This window comes from Nocardia sp. NPDC005746, assembly GCF_040630785.1.
Taxonomy (GTDB): Bacteria; Actinomycetota; Actinomycetes; order Mycobacteriales; family Mycobacteriaceae; genus Nocardia.
Genome location: NZ_JBEXYE010000005.1, coordinates 270,456 through 284,692, shown reverse-complemented (window position 1 = coordinate 284,692; position 14,237 = coordinate 270,456). Strand labels below are relative to the sequence as shown.

The window sequence follows — 14,237 nt, the reverse complement described above, 5'->3', positions numbered from 1 at the left end:
CCATGGACGAGGTTTCGTGCCGGTCCTGCGGGACCTGCGTGCTGGTGGAGAAGTTCAGTGACCAGCACACCAGCGTGCAGTGGAACAAGGACGCGCAGGCCGCGTGCACGGAACTCGAGAAGACCGGGTTGCGTTCGCACACCTGCCGTGAGCTGCGGGCCAGCATCGACGAGGCCGTCGCCTCGGGTGCGCTGACGGTCAGCACGCGGGACACGGACGTACAAACCCGCGGGCGAACTCTGACCTGAGTGAGTGCCGGCCCGCCGCGGGCCGGCCTCCTCCGAGTGGGCCTTCCGACATCGTCGGCGGTCGGCCCCGGTTATCTGATACCCGCCTGGGCGGGTTCGAAACGAACAGCACAGGAATGGAACTGGTGGAACGGATGACGGTCACAGACTTCGAGGTAGACGAGGCCGTGGCGACCGCTCAGGTGAGCGGGATCACATCGGCGACGATCGTGCGCGTGGTGCGCGAGACCGCCGACGCGGTGTCGCTCGAGCTCGTTCCCGACGCCGCGCACGCCGAACGGTTCTCCTACCGTCCGGGCCAGTTCCTCACCCTGCGCATCCCCAGCGACCTGACCGGCTCGGTCAGCCGTTGCTACTCGCTGTCGAGCGCCCCGCACGAGGGCGGCCCGCTGAAGGTCACCGTCAAGCGGACCGTCGAGGGCTACGGCTCGAACTGGCTGTGCGACAACGCCGCCGAGGGCCTGGCCCTGGACGTGCTGCCGCCCGCCGGCATCTTCACCCCCGGCTCGCTCGACACCGACCTGCTGCTGTTCGCCGGCGGCAGCGGCATCACCCCGGTGCTGTCCATCCTGAAGTCCGTGCTGGCGCAGGGCAGTGGCCACTGCACGCTGATCTACGCCAACCAGCACGAGAACTCGGTGATCTTCGCCGAGGAACTCGCGGAACTGGCTGCCGCGCACCCGGATCGGCTGCTGGTGCTGCACTGGCTGCAGTCCGTGCAGGGCCTGCCCAGCGTGGCCACCCTGGCCGCGCTGGCCCGGCCGTGGGCGGGCCGGGAGGTCTTCGTCTGTGGTCCCGGCCCGTTCATGGACGCGGTCGCCGCCGCCATGACCGAGCTGGGCGCGGACCGCAAGCGCGTGCACGCCGAGAAGTTCGTGTCGCTGTCCGGCAATCCGTTCGAGGTCGACACCGCCGCGAGCGAGGTCGTGATCGACGACGGCGACGCCGCGACCGTGCAGGTCGAACTCGACGGCGAGAACCACGAAATGCCCTGGCCGCGTCAGCAGACGCTGCTCGACACCATGCTCGCCAAGGGACTGGACGCCCCGTACTCGTGCAAGGAAGGCGCGTGCAGCGCCTGCGTGTGCCGCGTCCTGACCGGCGAGGTCACCATGCGCCGCAACGAGATTCTGGAGGAGGAGGACATCGCCGACGGCTATGTGCTCGCCTGCCAGGCCGTTCCGGTCACCGACGACGTCACCGTCACCTATTCCTGATATCCCGAACCCCCGAGGAGTATCACCATGGCTGCCTTCGCCTCGCTCGGCTACGTGCGCGCCCACATCGCCGATGTGGACGCCTGGCGCGCGTTCGCCTTCGACACCATCGGTTTCGCGGAGGGCACCGGCCCCAATCCGGACTCCATCTACCTGCGCGTCGATGAGCACACCTACCGCCTGGAACTGGTGCCCGGCGACCGGGACGCGGTCATCGCCGTCGGCTGGCAGGTCGCCGACCGCCGCTCGCTGAACCTGGTGCGAGAGATCCTGGAGCAGGCCGAGATCGAGGTCACCGAGCTGTCGGTCGCCGAGGCCGTGAACCGCCATGTCGAGGAGGCCATCTCCTTCGTCGACCCGTCCGGCTTCACCATCGAGGTCTTCCACGGCCCGCTGCTGGACCACAGCCCGGTGGTCGGCAAGTTCGGCAACCGCTTCGTCACCGGCGATCTGGGCCTGGGCCACGTGGTGCTGCCGGTGCGCGATATCGAGGAAGCCCGCCAGTTCTACACCGAGGTCCTCGGTTTCGCCTCGCGCGGCTCGTTCCGCGTCGGCCCGCCCGAGTACCCGATCTGGATCCGCTTCATGGGTGTCAACCCGCGCCACCACAGCCTGGCGCTGATTCCCGGCTCGCGTCCGGACGGCCCCGGCATCGTGCACGTCATGGTCGAGGTCGACTCGCTCGACGATGTCGGCCGCGCGCTGGATCGCGTCAACAAGGCGGGCTACCACCTGTCCTCCACGCTGGGCCGCCACACCAACGACAAGATGATCTCCTTCTACGTGCGCACCCCCGGCAACTGGGATCTCGAATTCGGTTGCGAGGGCATGCTCGTCGGTGACGACTACGTGGCCGAGGAGATGACCGCCGACAGCTACTGGGGCCACGAATGGGCCCGCGGCTAGGACGTTGAATTCTCGACGGTGACCCGAGGCTGGGACGAAACATGCGCGCGGTAGTCATGCGGAACCGGAAGCTCGTCGTGGACGAGATTCCGGAACCGGTGCCCGGACCGGGTCAGGTGCTGGTCGAGACCATCGCCTGCGGGATCTGCGGGTCCGACAAGCAGGCCCTCGACTACACCGACGAGTTCCTCCAGGCCTCCCGCGACAGCGGAGTGCCGACCTTCCTGTTCGATCCGTGCCGGGACCTGGTGCTGGGCCACGAGCTGTCCGCCCGGGTCATCGGCGCCGGGCCGGACACGCCGTTCGTCGCGGGGCAGGCCGTGGTCGCGCTGCCCTGGGCGCTGGACCGCGCGGGCGGCATCCACGGCATCGGCTACTCCAACGAGTTCCCCGGCGGGTTCGGCGAGCGAATGGTGTTGCAGGCCATGGCGCTCGAACCGATTCCCGACCATGTGCCCCCGCACGTCGCCGCCCTCACCGAACCCCTCGCCGTCGGCTTCGGCAATGTCGCGCGCACCGGCATCGGGCCGGACGGCACCGGCATCGTGATCGGTTGCGGCCCCGTCGGTCTGGGTGCGGTGGCCGCACTGGCCGAACGCGGTGTCGCCCCGATCGTCGCCTCGGACCCCTCGGCGCTGCGCCGCGAGGCCGCGCTGCGGATGGGCGCGCACCGGGTGGTGGACCCGGCTGTCGAGGATCCGGTGGAGGTCTGGCAGGAGCTGGCCGCGCCCGGCCAGAAGCTGCACGTGTGGGTCTGCGCCTCGGTGCCAGGCTTGCTCAACGACCTCATGTACAAGGTGCCGCGCGAGACCGCCATCCTGCAGATCGGCGCGGTCATGACCGACGACGTCATCCGGCCCATCGTCGGCCTCTACAAGGACATCTCGTTGCAGATGTGCATGGTCTACCCGCAGCAGGAGTACGCGAAGACCTTGCGCCGCATCGCCGACGGCACCGTGGACGCCGCCTCGCTCATCACCGATCAGGTGGGACTGGACGGGGTCGCCGACGCGATCGATTCACTGCGCAATCCCGACGACCACATCCAGATCCTGGTCCGCCCTCAGTTGTGAGCGCGCACCAACCGGCAGAAGTCCACGGGCGCCAGGCCATCCGTGCGCTGCCACAATGCGGCGTCGACCGCCTCGCGCTGGGAGATGTGCTCGGCGACCGTGAACCTGTGCTCGTTCAGCAGCGCCGTCACCGACTCGGGCGAGAAGAAGCTGAGCATGGGCTCACCCTGCTGCGCGGTGGCCAGGCGGGCGAATTGGGAGAACACCCGGCCGGATTCGTCCTGTAATTCCTCCGGGAGTGCGTATTCCATGACCAGTTCGGTGCCGGGCGCGAGACCGGACAGAGTATCCAGGGTCGCCGCGATCGCAGATTCGGTCAGGTACATGGTGACCCCCAGCCAGCTCACCAGAGACGGGCGACCCGCGTCGAAGCCATGAGCTTTCAACTGCGCGGTCAAATCGTCGCGCTCGAAGTCGACGCCGACGAATTCCACGGCCGCCGTATCGAATCCGGCGTCGGTCAGCAGCTCCCGCTTCCACGCCTGCGTGGCCGGATGGTCCACCTCGTAGACGGAGACCCGCCCGGCGGGCGCGGTGCGCCAGGCGAAGGTGTCCAGGCCCGCGCCGAGGATCACGTACTGCTCGAAACCACCTGCGGTCAGCCGTGTCTCGGTGTAGTGAGCGCGGACGCTGACCTGGGATCGGCTGCCGCTGAGGACCGGGTGATCCCCGGATTCGCGATGATAGGTCAGGAGTTCGGCGGCTCGCTCACCGAGCAGTGTCGCGGCCACGGTGTCGTGGAACAGATGCGGCGGGTGATCCACGACCAGATGCGCGGCGCGCGCGGCGGCCGCGATCATCGCGGTCCGGCTCGGGCCCTTGTCACTCGGTAGGCCGTCGTCCATCGAATTCTCCCATCGTTCGAAACTCGGCACAGTGCCGTGAGAGCCGATGGTAGACAGGAGAATTCGATTTCGCTTTCACCATATCACAAGCAAATAACTTTCCGGTGACGGTGAATCGTCATCGGATCATCGATCCGTGAAGGTGATCCGGACGGTCACCGGATCGCTCTCCAGGGCGGCGAACATGCCGCGTGCCAGCGGAGCCAGCAGTGGGTGCGGGGCGAAAGCGCGGGTGCGGGCGATCACGTCGTCATCCGGGAGCAGGGCGGCGGTGCCGGTGCGCCAGCGATCACCCTGGCGGACCCGGACATTCGGGTTCGCGGAGATGTTCAGCCCCCAGCCCGAGCGCATGCCGTGCTGGCAGATGGCCCAGGCGCCCTCGTCATCGAACAGCAACGACACCGGAACCCGGCGCGGCTGCCCGGACTTGCGGCCCACGGTCTCGATCTCGCTGGCGAAGGTGGTGCGGATGCCGACCTTGTCGAGGGCGCGCACGGTCGGGTTCATGACCGCGCGGCCGACGGCCCGCTCGATCCGGAACTTGCGAGCGGCCCGCTCGGCAGCGCTCCGGGGCGCGGCCGGGCGCTTGCTGCGGAAGGCGTCGAAACCATTGCGGCGCAGCATGATCACTGCCGTCCGCCACGGCGATCGGTCCGGATCGGGGGCGTTGCCCGCGCCGAGCAGGTGCAGCTGGTCGGTGTGCCATTGCAGGTCGACCGCGCCGTCCATGGCCTTGAGTCCGCGGTTGGCGGCCAGGCGTGGCGGCAGGCTCAAGGTGATGTGCGGGGACCGCAGCGTGTCGGTGCGCTCGGTGATCAGGTCGGCCGCGGCGGTGGGGATCACCGCGGTGGGGCGGCCCAGCCCGATCACGTCGCAGGCCCCTTCGGACAGTGCCTCGGACATGGCCGAGCGGGACCGGAAGCCGCCGGTCACCGCGATCGGTACCGAGCCCGCGGCCTGCCGGGCGGTGCCCGCGTAGTCCAGGAAGTACGCCTCGCGGGCGCGAGTGCCGGCCGACACGGTGCTGGGACGGTTCAGCATGGCGGGGGATTCGTAACTGCCGCCGCTGATCTCGATCAGATCCAGCTGCTCGGTGGACAGCTTTTCGATGACCGCGCGCGACTCCTCCTCGGTGAAGCCGCCGCGCTGGAAGTCCGCGGAGTTGAGCTTGATGCCCACGCCGAACCCGGGGCTCACCGCCGCGCGGATGCTGCGCGCCACCTCGAGCACGAAGCGCCGCCGCCGTTCGGCGTCCCCACCCCAGGCGTCGGTGCGCTGATTGGACAGCGGGGACAGGAACTGGGAGACGAGATAGCCGTGCGCGCCGTGGATCTGCACCCCGTCGAATCCGGCGGCCTCGGCGACCCGGGCGGCGGCGCCGAAGCGGGCGACGATGTCGAGGATCTCGTCCTCGGCCAGCGCGCGCGGGGCCGGGATGCCCGGAATGCCCACGGCGATGGCGGAGGGGGCGACTGCGCGGGTGCGGGTGACGATCGGATTGGCCTGCCGTCCGGGATGATTCAGCTGCACCCAGACCTTCGCGCCGCCCTCCTTGGCGATCGTGGCCCAGCGGGTGAGCGCGGCCAGGTGGCGTTCGTCCTCCATGGCCACATTGCCGGGTTCGCCGCAGTGCCGCCGGTCGACCATGACATTGCCGGTGACGATCAGGCCGTAGCCGCCGCGACTCCACTGCCCGTAGAGGCGTTCCAGGCGCGCGTCGGGGGCATTGTCGCCGTTCGCCAGTCCCTCGCTCAGGGCCGACTTCATAATGCGATTGCGTAGCACCTGCCCGCTGGCCAGGGGCAGTGGATCGGACAGGTTCGGCTGTGGGGCTGCCGGGGGCATGGGTGCTCCGATTCCTCGTCGAAGTGCTGATCGGCGGACTACACTCGGTAGACCAATCGGTATATCACTGACGGTAGTACACCGATCGGTATACAACAAGGAGGAATCGACCATGGGTGCCCGCGACCGCCTCATCGACAGCGCCATCGCCCTGATGCGCTGCAACGGCATCGCCGGAACCGGTATCGCCCAGTTGCTCGAACACAGCGGCATCTCCCGGCGGTCCATCTACCTGAACTTCCCCGGCGGCAAATCCGAACTGGTCGCGGAGGCCACCCGCACCGCCGGCAAGGCCACCAGCGCGCTCATGCGTACCGTCACCGGTGGCACCGACCTGGCCGGCGCCATCGCGGCCTTCCCGGCCATGTGGCGCGAAGTCCTGGTCGCCAGCGATTTCGCCGCCGGCTGCCCGATCACCGCCGCGGCGCTGGGCCGCACGGAATCCCCGGAGGCCGCCGACGTGGCGGGGGAGACCTTCGAGGAGTGGGAGACCATCCTCGCCACCCGCCTCCAGGCCGAGGGCGTCGAGCCCGACACCGCCCGCTCGCTGGCGACCACCGTCATCGCCGCCGTCGAGGGCGCGGTCGTCATGTCGCTGGCGAGCCGGACGACCGCGCCCCTGGAACGCGCGGGCCGGCAGATGGCCGACCTCGTCGCCCTGTACACGGCGACGAAGACGACCGTCTGAGCCTCGGAACCGGCCGGGGTCCGATCAGATCAGGCTGAGACCGCCGTCGATGGTGACCACGGTCCCGGTCGTGTAACCCGACCGGTCGGAGGCGAGAAACGCTGCCATATCGGCGATCTCGCGCGGATGGGCCGGGCGGCCGAACGGGAAGTCCGCGGCCATCTCGGCGAAGCGGGCATTGTGCTCGATCAGCGCGGTGATGCGCGCGGTCGCCACCGGACCCGGATTGATGCCGACCACCCGGATGCCGTCGCGCCAGCTGCGGCTGCCCAGGGCGCGGGTGAAGGCCATGAGCGCGGCATTGCCGGTGCTGCCCGCGATGTACTCGGCATCGGGGCGTTCGCCCGCCGCGCCGATGACATTCACGACCACGCCCCCGCCCTGTTCCTTCATGCGGGCGTAGACGAGGCGGCTCAGGTTGATGTAGCCGAACACCTTCAGCTCCCACCCGTGCCGCCAGGCCTGCTCGTCGACCGCGTTGAGGGAACCGCCGGGCATGTCCCCGGCATTGTTGACCAGAATGTCCGGCGCGCCGGCGACCGCCGCGAGCCGTTCGATATCGGCGGCCTCGCGCAGATCGGCCGGGTGGGTGAAGACCTCGACGCCGTGCACGGCGCGCAGCCGCTCGGCGAGGTCGTCGAGGCGTTCCTTGCCGCGGGCGGCCAGGTGCAGGTGGCAGCCTTCGGCGGCCAGCACGCGGGCGATCTCCGCGCCGATGCCGGCGGACGCGCCGGTGATGAGGGCGGTCCGCCCGGTGAGTCCCAGATCCATGTGCTCGATTCCTGATTCAGTGGGCGGGGGCGGGTTCGATGCCGGACAGGCCGAGGGCGCGCTGGAAGACGCTGTCCCGCAGCCGGGCCGGGATACGGGAGAGCCACACGGCCAGCCGCGCATCGGTTCCCGCGACATAGACGGCTTTCGGTCGCCGGGCCGCGACGGCGCGGACGATGGCGGCGGCCGCGACCTCCGGCGGGGCGTACCGCTGTCCGGCGGCCGCGGTGTCGAAGGCGACGAGTTGGCGTTCGTAGAGTTTCACCGTCCGCGGATCAGCCTGTGCCCGTGCGGATTCGGCGGCGGCGGTGGACTTGGCGAAGATCTCGGTGCGCATGGCCCCGGGCTGCACGATCGACACCGGAATGCGCCACGGGGCCAGCTCGACCCGCAGTGATTCCGAATACGACTCCAGCGCGGACTTGCTCGCGCCGATCGGGCCGAGGAACGGGAAGGCGGCCCGGGCGCTGGCCGCGCTGACGTTGACGATGCGGCCTCCGCCCGCGCGGAGCAGTGGCAGGAACGCCTGGATGACGCGTACGGGGCCGTGCACATTGACCTCGAATTGGCGTTGCCATTCCTCGATCGGCACCAGTTCGACGGGACCCTGCACGAGCACGCCCGCATTGTTGATGACGGCGTGCAGGCCGTGCCCGTCCTCGGTTTTGCCGATGTACTCGGCGGCCGCGGCGACGCTGCCGGGGTCGGTGACGTCGAGGGTGATCTGGGTGATGCCGGTGGCATCGAGCTCGGGCGCCGGTGTGCGGACACCGGCGTAGACGTGAAATCCCTTGGCGGCCAGGGTCTGTGCGCAGGCACGGCCGATGCCGCCGTTCGCGCCGGTCAGCAGGATGGCGCGCACGTTGGTGGGTGCTGTCATGGGAAAGCCTCGGATCGAGTCGCGGTTGATTCGCATATACCCGGGTACATGAACAAGGGTACATGTCCCAAGGGACATGTCAATGGATGCAAGTGCCCCTGTCGATGCGAATTCCGGTGTGGTGCCGTGCCTTACCGATCCTCGGCGATCTCGTCGCGCGCCCACTCCGCCCATTCGGCGAGCGCCTCGTAGAGCCGGATGCCCGCCTCGACCGTGATCCGCTTGGACTTGGCGTGCGGGTCGTCGCCGAAATCGCCGCGGTCCTTGGCCAGCGCGAGCTCCCGGTACATGGCCGCGGTGTCGCCGAAGAACTTGGCCTCGCGCTCGAGATGCTCGTCCAGATCGGCGGGATCCATCAGCCAGGAGAAGAACGACCGCAGCAGGGGTTCCACCCGCAGGGTGTGGTCGACCTCCTCCTCGACCAGCCAGCGGCGCACCTCGGTCAGGCCCGACTCGGTGATCCGGTACGCCTTGCGACCGCGCGCGCCCTCGCTGTCGATCTCGATCATCCCGGCCTCGGCCAGCTTGCCCAGTTCGGCGTAGATCTTGGGATGCCGGGCGGGCCACACCGGGCCCAGCGCCTCCTGGAACCGCTGGGCCAGGTCGTACCCGCTGGCCGGGCCCTCCGCCAGCAACCCCAGCAACCCATGCCGCAGCGACATGCCACACCCTTTCGTCGACCTCAGCCCATCATCACATCCGGCTATCGAGCGCCGGCCGCCGCGAGTACCGCCTCGACCTCGGCAGCCGCCGGAACCGAGGCGCTGGCGCCCAATTTCGTGGTGGCCAGGGCCCCCGCCGCGCAGGCCCAGGCGAGCGCGGCCGCCGGGCCCTCGTGCCAATGCGCGGCGAGCGCTCCGGTGAAGGTGTCGCCCGCACCGGTGGTGTCCACCACGCGCACCGGAAAACCGGGGTGGGCGAGCGCGTGTCCACCGGGACCGCGATAGGACGCGCCCGCACCGCCGAGCGTGGTGACGACGTGCGGGACGTCGCGCAGCGCGGACTCCAGGCGCGCGGCCTCGCCCTCATTGACCACGGCGATATCCACCTCGGCCCAGACGTCGTCCGGAAGGTCCCGCACCGGAGAGGGATTCAACAGCACGACGGTGCCGTTGGCCCGCGCGTGCCGGGCCGCCGCGAGCACCGTCGGGACCGGAATCTCCAACTGGCACAGCAGTACATCCGCGCCCGCCACCGTCTCCAGATCCGCCGCGCTCAGTTCCGTCATCCGCCCGTTGGCGCCCGCCACCACGATGATGGTGTTCTCGCCGCCCGCGTCCACCACGATGGTGGCGATCCCGCACGGCCCGTCCACCTCCCGCAGCCGCGCGACCCCGACCCCGTCCTCCCGCAACACCTTTCGCAGCGCGTCCGCGAACACATCCGACCCGACCGCACCGACGAACTCGACCTCCGCGCCGGCCCGGCGCGCCGCGATCGCCTGATTCGATCCCTTCCCGCCCGGCACCAGGGCGAAACCGTCGCCCGACACCGTCTCCCCGGCCGCCGGCCGCCGGCCCACGGTCGTCACCAGATCCATATTGATGCTGCCCACCACCACGATTCGCGCCATGGCCGGGACCCTGGTGCAGCCGGATCAGCCGAGAGCCGATTCGACGACGGCCTTCGCCTCCGGGGTCACCGGATCGACGATGTCGTCGAAGTCGTGATGCTTGTCCACGTACGCCTTCACGAACGGGCAGATGGGGACGATGCGGCGGCCCGCCGCGCGGGTGGCGGTGAGGGCGGCCGAGATCAGCTTCGAGGCCAGGCCCTGACCGCTGTAGGCGTCGTCGATCTCGGTGTGGAAGAAAATGCGCTGACGACCGTGATCGACGTAGGCCGTCAGGCCCGCGCGGGTCTCGCCGACCTTGATGCCGAAGAACTGGGGGACGGTGTCGGTGGACTGGGTGACGGTCGGTTCGGTGGTGGTCATGCGCGCTCGCTTCCGATGGTCGGGGTGTGGTGATCGGGTTCCAGGGGTGGGCTCGCCACGGCGGAGAAGGTGCGGCATTCGGGCTCGCACTCGGGCGGGGCGGTACGCAGGGCGTCGTCGCGGACGGTGAAGAAGGCCGGGGCGGCGGCCGCGAGCATGAGCACGGCGCAGGTCACGATGGCCAGGTGGAAGCCGTGCGCGAAATCGGGCGGGTTGGTGTAGGCCGCGCCGGTGAGGCCCGCGAGCGGCGGGATGGCGGCGACGCCTAGCAGACCCGCCGCGCGGGCGACCGCGTTGTTGACGCCGCTGGCCACGCCCGCGTGCCGTTCGTCGGCCGTGGCCAGCACGGTCGCGGTCAGGGGCGCCACCGCCAGGGTCAGACCGAGGCCGAAAACCAGTGCGGCGGGCAGGACATCGCGCAGGTACGAGGTGTGCAGGCCGACGCGGGTCATGAGCAGCATGCCCGCCGCCGCCAGCAGAACGCCGATGGTGATGGGCAGGCGCGGGCCGATGCGCTGGGCGAGCGCGCCGGAACGGGCCGAGAACAACAGCATCAGCACGGTGACCGGCAGCATGGCGGTGCCCGCGGCGATCGGATCGAACCCGGACACCACCTGCAAGGTCAGCACCAGCAGGAAGAACACCACGCTCATGGCCCCGTACATGACGAAGGTGACCACATTGATCGCGGTGAACTGCTTGGAGGAGAAGATGGTCACCGGCAGCATGGCGGCGGGATCCTCGCCCGGGCGCGAGCGCCGCCGCTCCACGATCACGAACGCCGCACCGGCCGCGATCCCCGCGATCGCGCTGCCCCACACCAATATTCGGCTCGCATCGCGTTCGGGAGCCATGGTCAGCGCGTAGGTCAGCCCGGCCAGGCACAGCGCGGCCAGGACCGCGCCCAGGACGTCGAACCGCCCGCGCGCGCCGGCATCCCGCGTCTCGGGCACGTGCTTGACGGTCACCGCGATCACCAAGGCCGCCAAGGGAATATTGAGCAGGAAGACCCACCGCCATCCGGCCGCCTCGACCAGCCAGCCGCCCAGGAACGGCCCGATGGCCCCCGCCACGCCGCCCAGCCCGGACCAGGCCCCGACCGCCCGCGCCCGTTCCCCGGGTGCGAACGAGGCCTGGATGATGGCCAGCGATCCGGGTGTCAGCAGCGCGCCACCGACGCCCTGCAACGCGCGCGCCGCGATCAGCATCGAAATATCCTGCGCCGCACCGCACAACGCCGAGGCGACGGCGAACCACACCACCCCGATCAGGAACACCCGCCGCCGCCCGTACCGGTCGCCCAGCGACCCGCCGAGCAGGATCAATCCGGCCAGGGTCAGCGTGTACGCGTTGACGGTCCACTGCAGGCCCGCCATCGACGCGCCGAACTCGTCCCCGATCCGCGGCAGGGCCACATTGACGACGGTGGCGTCCAGCATGGCCATCCCCGAACCGAGGACGGTGGCCAGCAGAATCCATCGACCGGTGCCCGAGGACAACCGGATGCTCGCGGTCATGGGTCCAAGGTAACAACCTGCCCGCGACCGGCGGCGGAACGCAGTCAGTAATCTGTCGGTATGACTGCTCCCACGACCACCGACCGGGACGCCGTCCGCGAGGCGGTGCACGACTCGGCGCGCCGGGCTCGGGTGGCGTCGCGGACGCTCGCCCAGCTCACCACCGCGCAGAAGGACGCCGCGCTGCACGCCGCGGCCGACGCGCTGCTCGCGGCCGCGGACGCCGTCCTCGCGGCCAATGCCGAGGACATCGAGATCGCCAAGGCCGGCGGCACCGCCGAATCCCAGCTGGACCGGCTGCGGCTGACCGAGGCCCGGGTCGACGGGATCGCGGCCGGGCTGCGGCAGGTGGCCGCGCTGCCGGACCCGATCGGCGACGTGGTGCGCGGCAAGACGCTGCCCAACGGCCTCGAGATCCGTCAGGTACGGGTGCCGCTCGGCGTGGTCGGCATGGTCTACGAGGCGCGGCCGAACGTCACGGTCGACGCCTTCGGGCTGGCGCTCAAGTCGGGCAATGCCGCGCTGCTGCGCGGGTCCTCCTCGGCCGCGAACTCCAATGCCGCCCTGGTGAAGGTGCTACGGGAAGCCCTTGCAGCGCAGGGTCTTCCGGCCGACGCCGTGCAGCTGCTCCCGTCCGAGGACCGCTCCAGCGTGACCCACCTGATCCAGGCCCGCGGACTGGTCGACGTGGTGATCCCGCGCGGCGGCGCGGGCCTGATCAACGCCGTGGTGCGCGACGCGCTCGTGCCGACCATCGAGACCGGCACCGGCAACTGCCACGTCTTCGTCCACAGGGACGCGGATCTGGATATGGCCGAGTCCATCCTGATCAACGCCAAGACCCGCCGGCCCTCGGTGTGCAACACCGCCGAGACGGTCCTCATCGACCGGGCCATCGCCGAGGTCGCGGTGCCACGCATGATCCGGGCGCTCGAGGACAAGGGCGTCACCATCCACGGTGACCTGCCGGGCCTGGTGCCCGCCACCGACACCGACTGGGCCGACGAATACCTGTCCCTGGACATCGCTTTGAAGGTCGTCGACGATCTCGACGCCGCCGTCGACCACATCAACGAGTGGGGCACCGGCCACACCGAGGCCATCGTGACCGCCGACCTGAAGGCCGCGCGCGAGTTCAGCGCCCGCGTGGACGCCGCCGCCGTCATGGTCAACGCTTCCACCGCGTTCACCGACGGTGAGCAGTTCGGCTTCGGCGCGGAGATCGGCATCTCGACCCAGAAGCTGCACGCCCGCGGCCCCATGGGCCTGCCCGAACTGACCTCCACCAAGTGGATCGTGTGGGGCGACGGGCAGATTCGCCCCGTCTAGCGAAACCCGGCTTCGCCGGTTGGAATTGGGGTCCGGGCCTTCCCCCGGACCCCCGAAAGTAGGAGGACCGCCCGTGGCTCCGACCACCGCGCCCACCCAGGAGCCGATCTTCTCGTCGGTCGACGATGTGATCGAACGGCTGGCCGGCACCGGCTACCTGGCCGACAAGGCCACCGCCACCTCGGTTTTCCTCGCCGACCGGCTCGGCAAGCCGCTGCTCATCGAGGGCCCCGCGGGTGTCGGCAAGACCGAGCTGTCCAAGGCCGTCGCCCAGGTCGCGGGCGCGGAACTGGTGCGGTTGCAGTGCTATGAGGGCGTGGACGAGGCGCGGGCGCTCTACGAGTGGAACCACGCCAAGCAGATCCTGCGCATCCAGGCGTCCTCGGAGAACGACTGGGCCGAGACCAAGGCCGATGTCTTCACCGAGGAATTCCTGCTGGAGCGCCCGCTGCTCACCGCCATCCGCCGCGACGAGCCGACGGTGCTGCTCATCGACGAGACCGACAAGGCCGACGTCGAGATCGAGGGCCTGCTGCTCGAGGTGCTCAGCGACTTCACCGTCACCGTGCCGGAACTGGGCACCATCGCCGCGAGCCGCAAGCCGTTCGTGGTGCTCACCTCCAACGCCACCCGCGAGCTGTCCGAGGCGCTCAAGCGGCGCTGCCTGTACCTGCACATCGACTTCCCCGACGAGGAGCTCGAGCGCCGCATCCTGGCCAGCCGGGTGCCGGAGCTGAAGCCCGCCATAGCGGCGCAGCTGGTGCGGATCGTGCACGTGCTGCGCGGCATGCAGCTCAAGAAGCTGCCCTCGGTCGCGGAATCCATCGACTGGGCGCGCACCCTGCTCGCCCTGGGCGCCAAGGACCTCGACGACAAGACCGTGCGCGCGACCCTCGGCGTGGTGCTCAAGCACCAGGCCGACCACGTGCGCGCCCAGGCCGAACTGAAGCTGGCCTGACGTCATGGCGGGCACGGGCCGGGA

Annotated in this window: 15 protein-coding genes; 7 read left to right on the top strand and 8 right to left on the bottom strand. The window is 69.9% G+C overall.

The features are described from left to right. The first annotated feature begins 2 nt into the window (after positions 1-2). From ABZ412_RS12325 to ABZ412_RS12310, 4 genes are all read left to right on the top strand, one after another. Positions 3-248, top strand: coding sequence for a hypothetical protein (locus ABZ412_RS12325; RefSeq protein ID WP_357279622.1), 246 nt, complete (start codon positions 3-5; stop codon positions 246-248). 134 nt (positions 249-382) lie between these two features. Further along, entirely contained in the window at positions 383-1,465 is a 1,083-nt protein-coding gene (locus ABZ412_RS12320) for a ferredoxin--NADP reductase (RefSeq protein ID WP_357279619.1), read from the top strand. Positions 1,466-1,492: 27 nt separating this feature from the next. Next, positions 1,493-2,371 (top strand): VOC family protein, encoded by an 879-nt coding sequence (locus ABZ412_RS12315; RefSeq protein WP_357279617.1) that lies wholly within the window; start codon positions 1,493-1,495, stop codon positions 2,369-2,371. Between the two features lie 41 nt (positions 2,372-2,412). Continuing rightward, a complete protein-coding gene (locus ABZ412_RS12310) occupies positions 2,413-3,444 on the top strand; it encodes a zinc-binding dehydrogenase (protein WP_357279615.1) in 1,032 nt (343 codons plus the stop codon). Here the strand turns inward: ABZ412_RS12310 and ABZ412_RS12305 are convergent. Next, on the bottom strand, positions 3,435-4,289 hold the full coding sequence (locus ABZ412_RS12305; protein WP_357279612.1) for an SAM-dependent methyltransferase: 855 nt from the start codon (positions 4,287-4,289) through the stop codon (positions 3,435-3,437). The two genes, ABZ412_RS12310 and ABZ412_RS12305, sit on opposite strands and share 10 nt — an antisense overlap. 126 nt (positions 4,290-4,415) lie before the next feature. Further along, positions 4,416-6,134 (bottom strand): nitroreductase family deazaflavin-dependent oxidoreductase, encoded by a 1,719-nt coding sequence (locus ABZ412_RS12300; RefSeq protein ID WP_357279609.1) that lies wholly within the window; start codon positions 6,132-6,134, stop codon positions 4,416-4,418. 112 nt (positions 6,135-6,246) lie between these two features. Between ABZ412_RS12300 and ABZ412_RS12295 the strand changes: the two genes are divergently transcribed. After that, on the top strand, positions 6,247-6,822 hold the full coding sequence (locus ABZ412_RS12295; protein WP_357279607.1) for a TetR/AcrR family transcriptional regulator: 576 nt from the start codon (positions 6,247-6,249) through the stop codon (positions 6,820-6,822). A gap of 24 nt (positions 6,823-6,846) precedes the next feature. Here the strand turns inward: ABZ412_RS12295 and ABZ412_RS12290 are convergent, their stop codons facing one another. The 6 genes from ABZ412_RS12290 to ABZ412_RS12265 all read right to left on the bottom strand — a co-directional run bounded on the left by ABZ412_RS12290 (position 6,847) and on the right by ABZ412_RS12265 (position 11,926). Next, the gene (locus ABZ412_RS12290; RefSeq protein ID WP_357279605.1) at positions 6,847-7,593 is read right to left on the bottom strand and encodes a short-chain dehydrogenase/reductase; all 747 of its coding nucleotides are present in this window, start codon (positions 7,591-7,593) and stop codon (positions 6,847-6,849) included. 16 nt (positions 7,594-7,609) lie between these two features. After that, on the bottom strand, positions 7,610-8,473 hold the full coding sequence (locus ABZ412_RS12285) for an SDR family NAD(P)-dependent oxidoreductase (protein WP_357279602.1): 864 nt from the start codon (positions 8,471-8,473) through the stop codon (positions 7,610-7,612). 131 nt (positions 8,474-8,604) lie between these two features. Further along, positions 8,605-9,135 carry a PadR family transcriptional regulator gene (locus tag ABZ412_RS12280; RefSeq protein WP_357279600.1) on the bottom strand — a complete coding sequence of 177 codons (531 nt, stop codon included), beginning with the start codon at positions 9,133-9,135 and terminating at the stop codon, positions 8,605-8,607. 41 nt (positions 9,136-9,176) lie between these two features. Next, positions 9,177-10,046 carry a ribokinase gene (locus ABZ412_RS12275; RefSeq protein ID WP_357279597.1) on the bottom strand — a complete coding sequence of 290 codons (870 nt, stop codon included), beginning with the start codon at positions 10,044-10,046 and terminating at the stop codon, positions 9,177-9,179. A 24-nt stretch (positions 10,047-10,070) separates the two neighbouring features. Continuing rightward, the gene (locus ABZ412_RS12270) at positions 10,071-10,409 is read right to left on the bottom strand and encodes a GNAT family N-acetyltransferase (protein WP_357279595.1); all 339 of its coding nucleotides are present in this window, start codon (positions 10,407-10,409) and stop codon (positions 10,071-10,073) included. Further along, on the bottom strand, positions 10,406-11,926 hold the full coding sequence (locus tag ABZ412_RS12265) for an MFS transporter (protein WP_357279593.1): 1,521 nt from the start codon (positions 11,924-11,926) through the stop codon (positions 10,406-10,408). The genes ABZ412_RS12270 and ABZ412_RS12265 overlap by 4 nt, the downstream gene beginning before the upstream one ends. A 60-nt stretch (positions 11,927-11,986) precedes the next feature. Here ABZ412_RS12265 and ABZ412_RS12260 point away from each other — a divergent pair, with 60 nt between their 5' ends. Next, positions 11,987-13,255: a glutamate-5-semialdehyde dehydrogenase gene (locus ABZ412_RS12260; RefSeq protein ID WP_357279591.1), complete on the top strand. Its 1,269-nt coding sequence runs from the start codon at positions 11,987-11,989 to the stop codon at positions 13,253-13,255. A 73-nt stretch (positions 13,256-13,328) separates the two neighbouring features. Further along, a complete protein-coding gene (locus ABZ412_RS12255; RefSeq protein WP_357279589.1) occupies positions 13,329-14,213 on the top strand; it encodes a MoxR family ATPase in 885 nt (294 codons plus the stop codon). Positions 14,214-14,237 lie beyond the last annotated feature (24 nt).

What these genes read in the sequence shown, in the direction of transcription:
- ABZ412_RS12285 (WP_357279602.1), bottom strand. Translation starts at nt 8,473, where the DNA reads ATGACAGCACCCACCAACGTGCGCGCCATCCTGCTGACCGGCGCGAAC.
- ABZ412_RS12320 (WP_357279619.1), top strand. Translation starts at nt 383, where the DNA reads ATGACGGTCACAGACTTCGAGGTAGACGAGGCCGTGGCGACCGCTCAG.
- ABZ412_RS12295 (WP_357279607.1), top strand. Translation starts at nt 6,247, where the DNA reads ATGGGTGCCCGCGACCGCCTCATCGACAGCGCCATCGCCCTGATGCGC.
- ABZ412_RS12280 (WP_357279600.1), bottom strand. Translation starts at nt 9,135, where the DNA reads ATGTCGCTGCGGCATGGGTTGCTGGGGTTGCTGGCGGAGGGCCCGGCC.
- ABZ412_RS12305 (WP_357279612.1), bottom strand. Translation starts at nt 4,289, where the DNA reads ATGGACGACGGCCTACCGAGTGACAAGGGCCCGAGCCGGACCGCGATG.
- ABZ412_RS12325 (WP_357279622.1), top strand. Translation starts at nt 3, where the DNA reads ATGGACGAGGTTTCGTGCCGGTCCTGCGGGACCTGCGTGCTGGTGGAG.
- ABZ412_RS12315 (WP_357279617.1), top strand. Translation starts at nt 1,493, where the DNA reads ATGGCTGCCTTCGCCTCGCTCGGCTACGTGCGCGCCCACATCGCCGAT.
- ABZ412_RS12275 (WP_357279597.1), bottom strand. Translation starts at nt 10,046, where the DNA reads ATGGCGCGAATCGTGGTGGTGGGCAGCATCAATATGGATCTGGTGACG.
- ABZ412_RS12300 (WP_357279609.1), bottom strand. Translation starts at nt 6,134, where the DNA reads ATGCCCCCGGCAGCCCCACAGCCGAACCTGTCCGATCCACTGCCCCTG.
- ABZ412_RS12260 (WP_357279591.1), top strand. Translation starts at nt 11,987, where the DNA reads ATGACTGCTCCCACGACCACCGACCGGGACGCCGTCCGCGAGGCGGTG.
- ABZ412_RS12290 (WP_357279605.1), bottom strand. Translation starts at nt 7,593, where the DNA reads ATGGATCTGGGACTCACCGGGCGGACCGCCCTCATCACCGGCGCGTCC.
- ABZ412_RS12310 (WP_357279615.1), top strand. Translation starts at nt 2,413, where the DNA reads ATGCGCGCGGTAGTCATGCGGAACCGGAAGCTCGTCGTGGACGAGATT.
- ABZ412_RS12270 (WP_357279595.1), bottom strand. Translation starts at nt 10,409, where the DNA reads ATGACCACCACCGAACCGACCGTCACCCAGTCCACCGACACCGTCCCC.
- ABZ412_RS12265 (WP_357279593.1), bottom strand. Translation starts at nt 11,926, where the DNA reads ATGACCGCGAGCATCCGGTTGTCCTCGGGCACCGGTCGATGGATTCTG.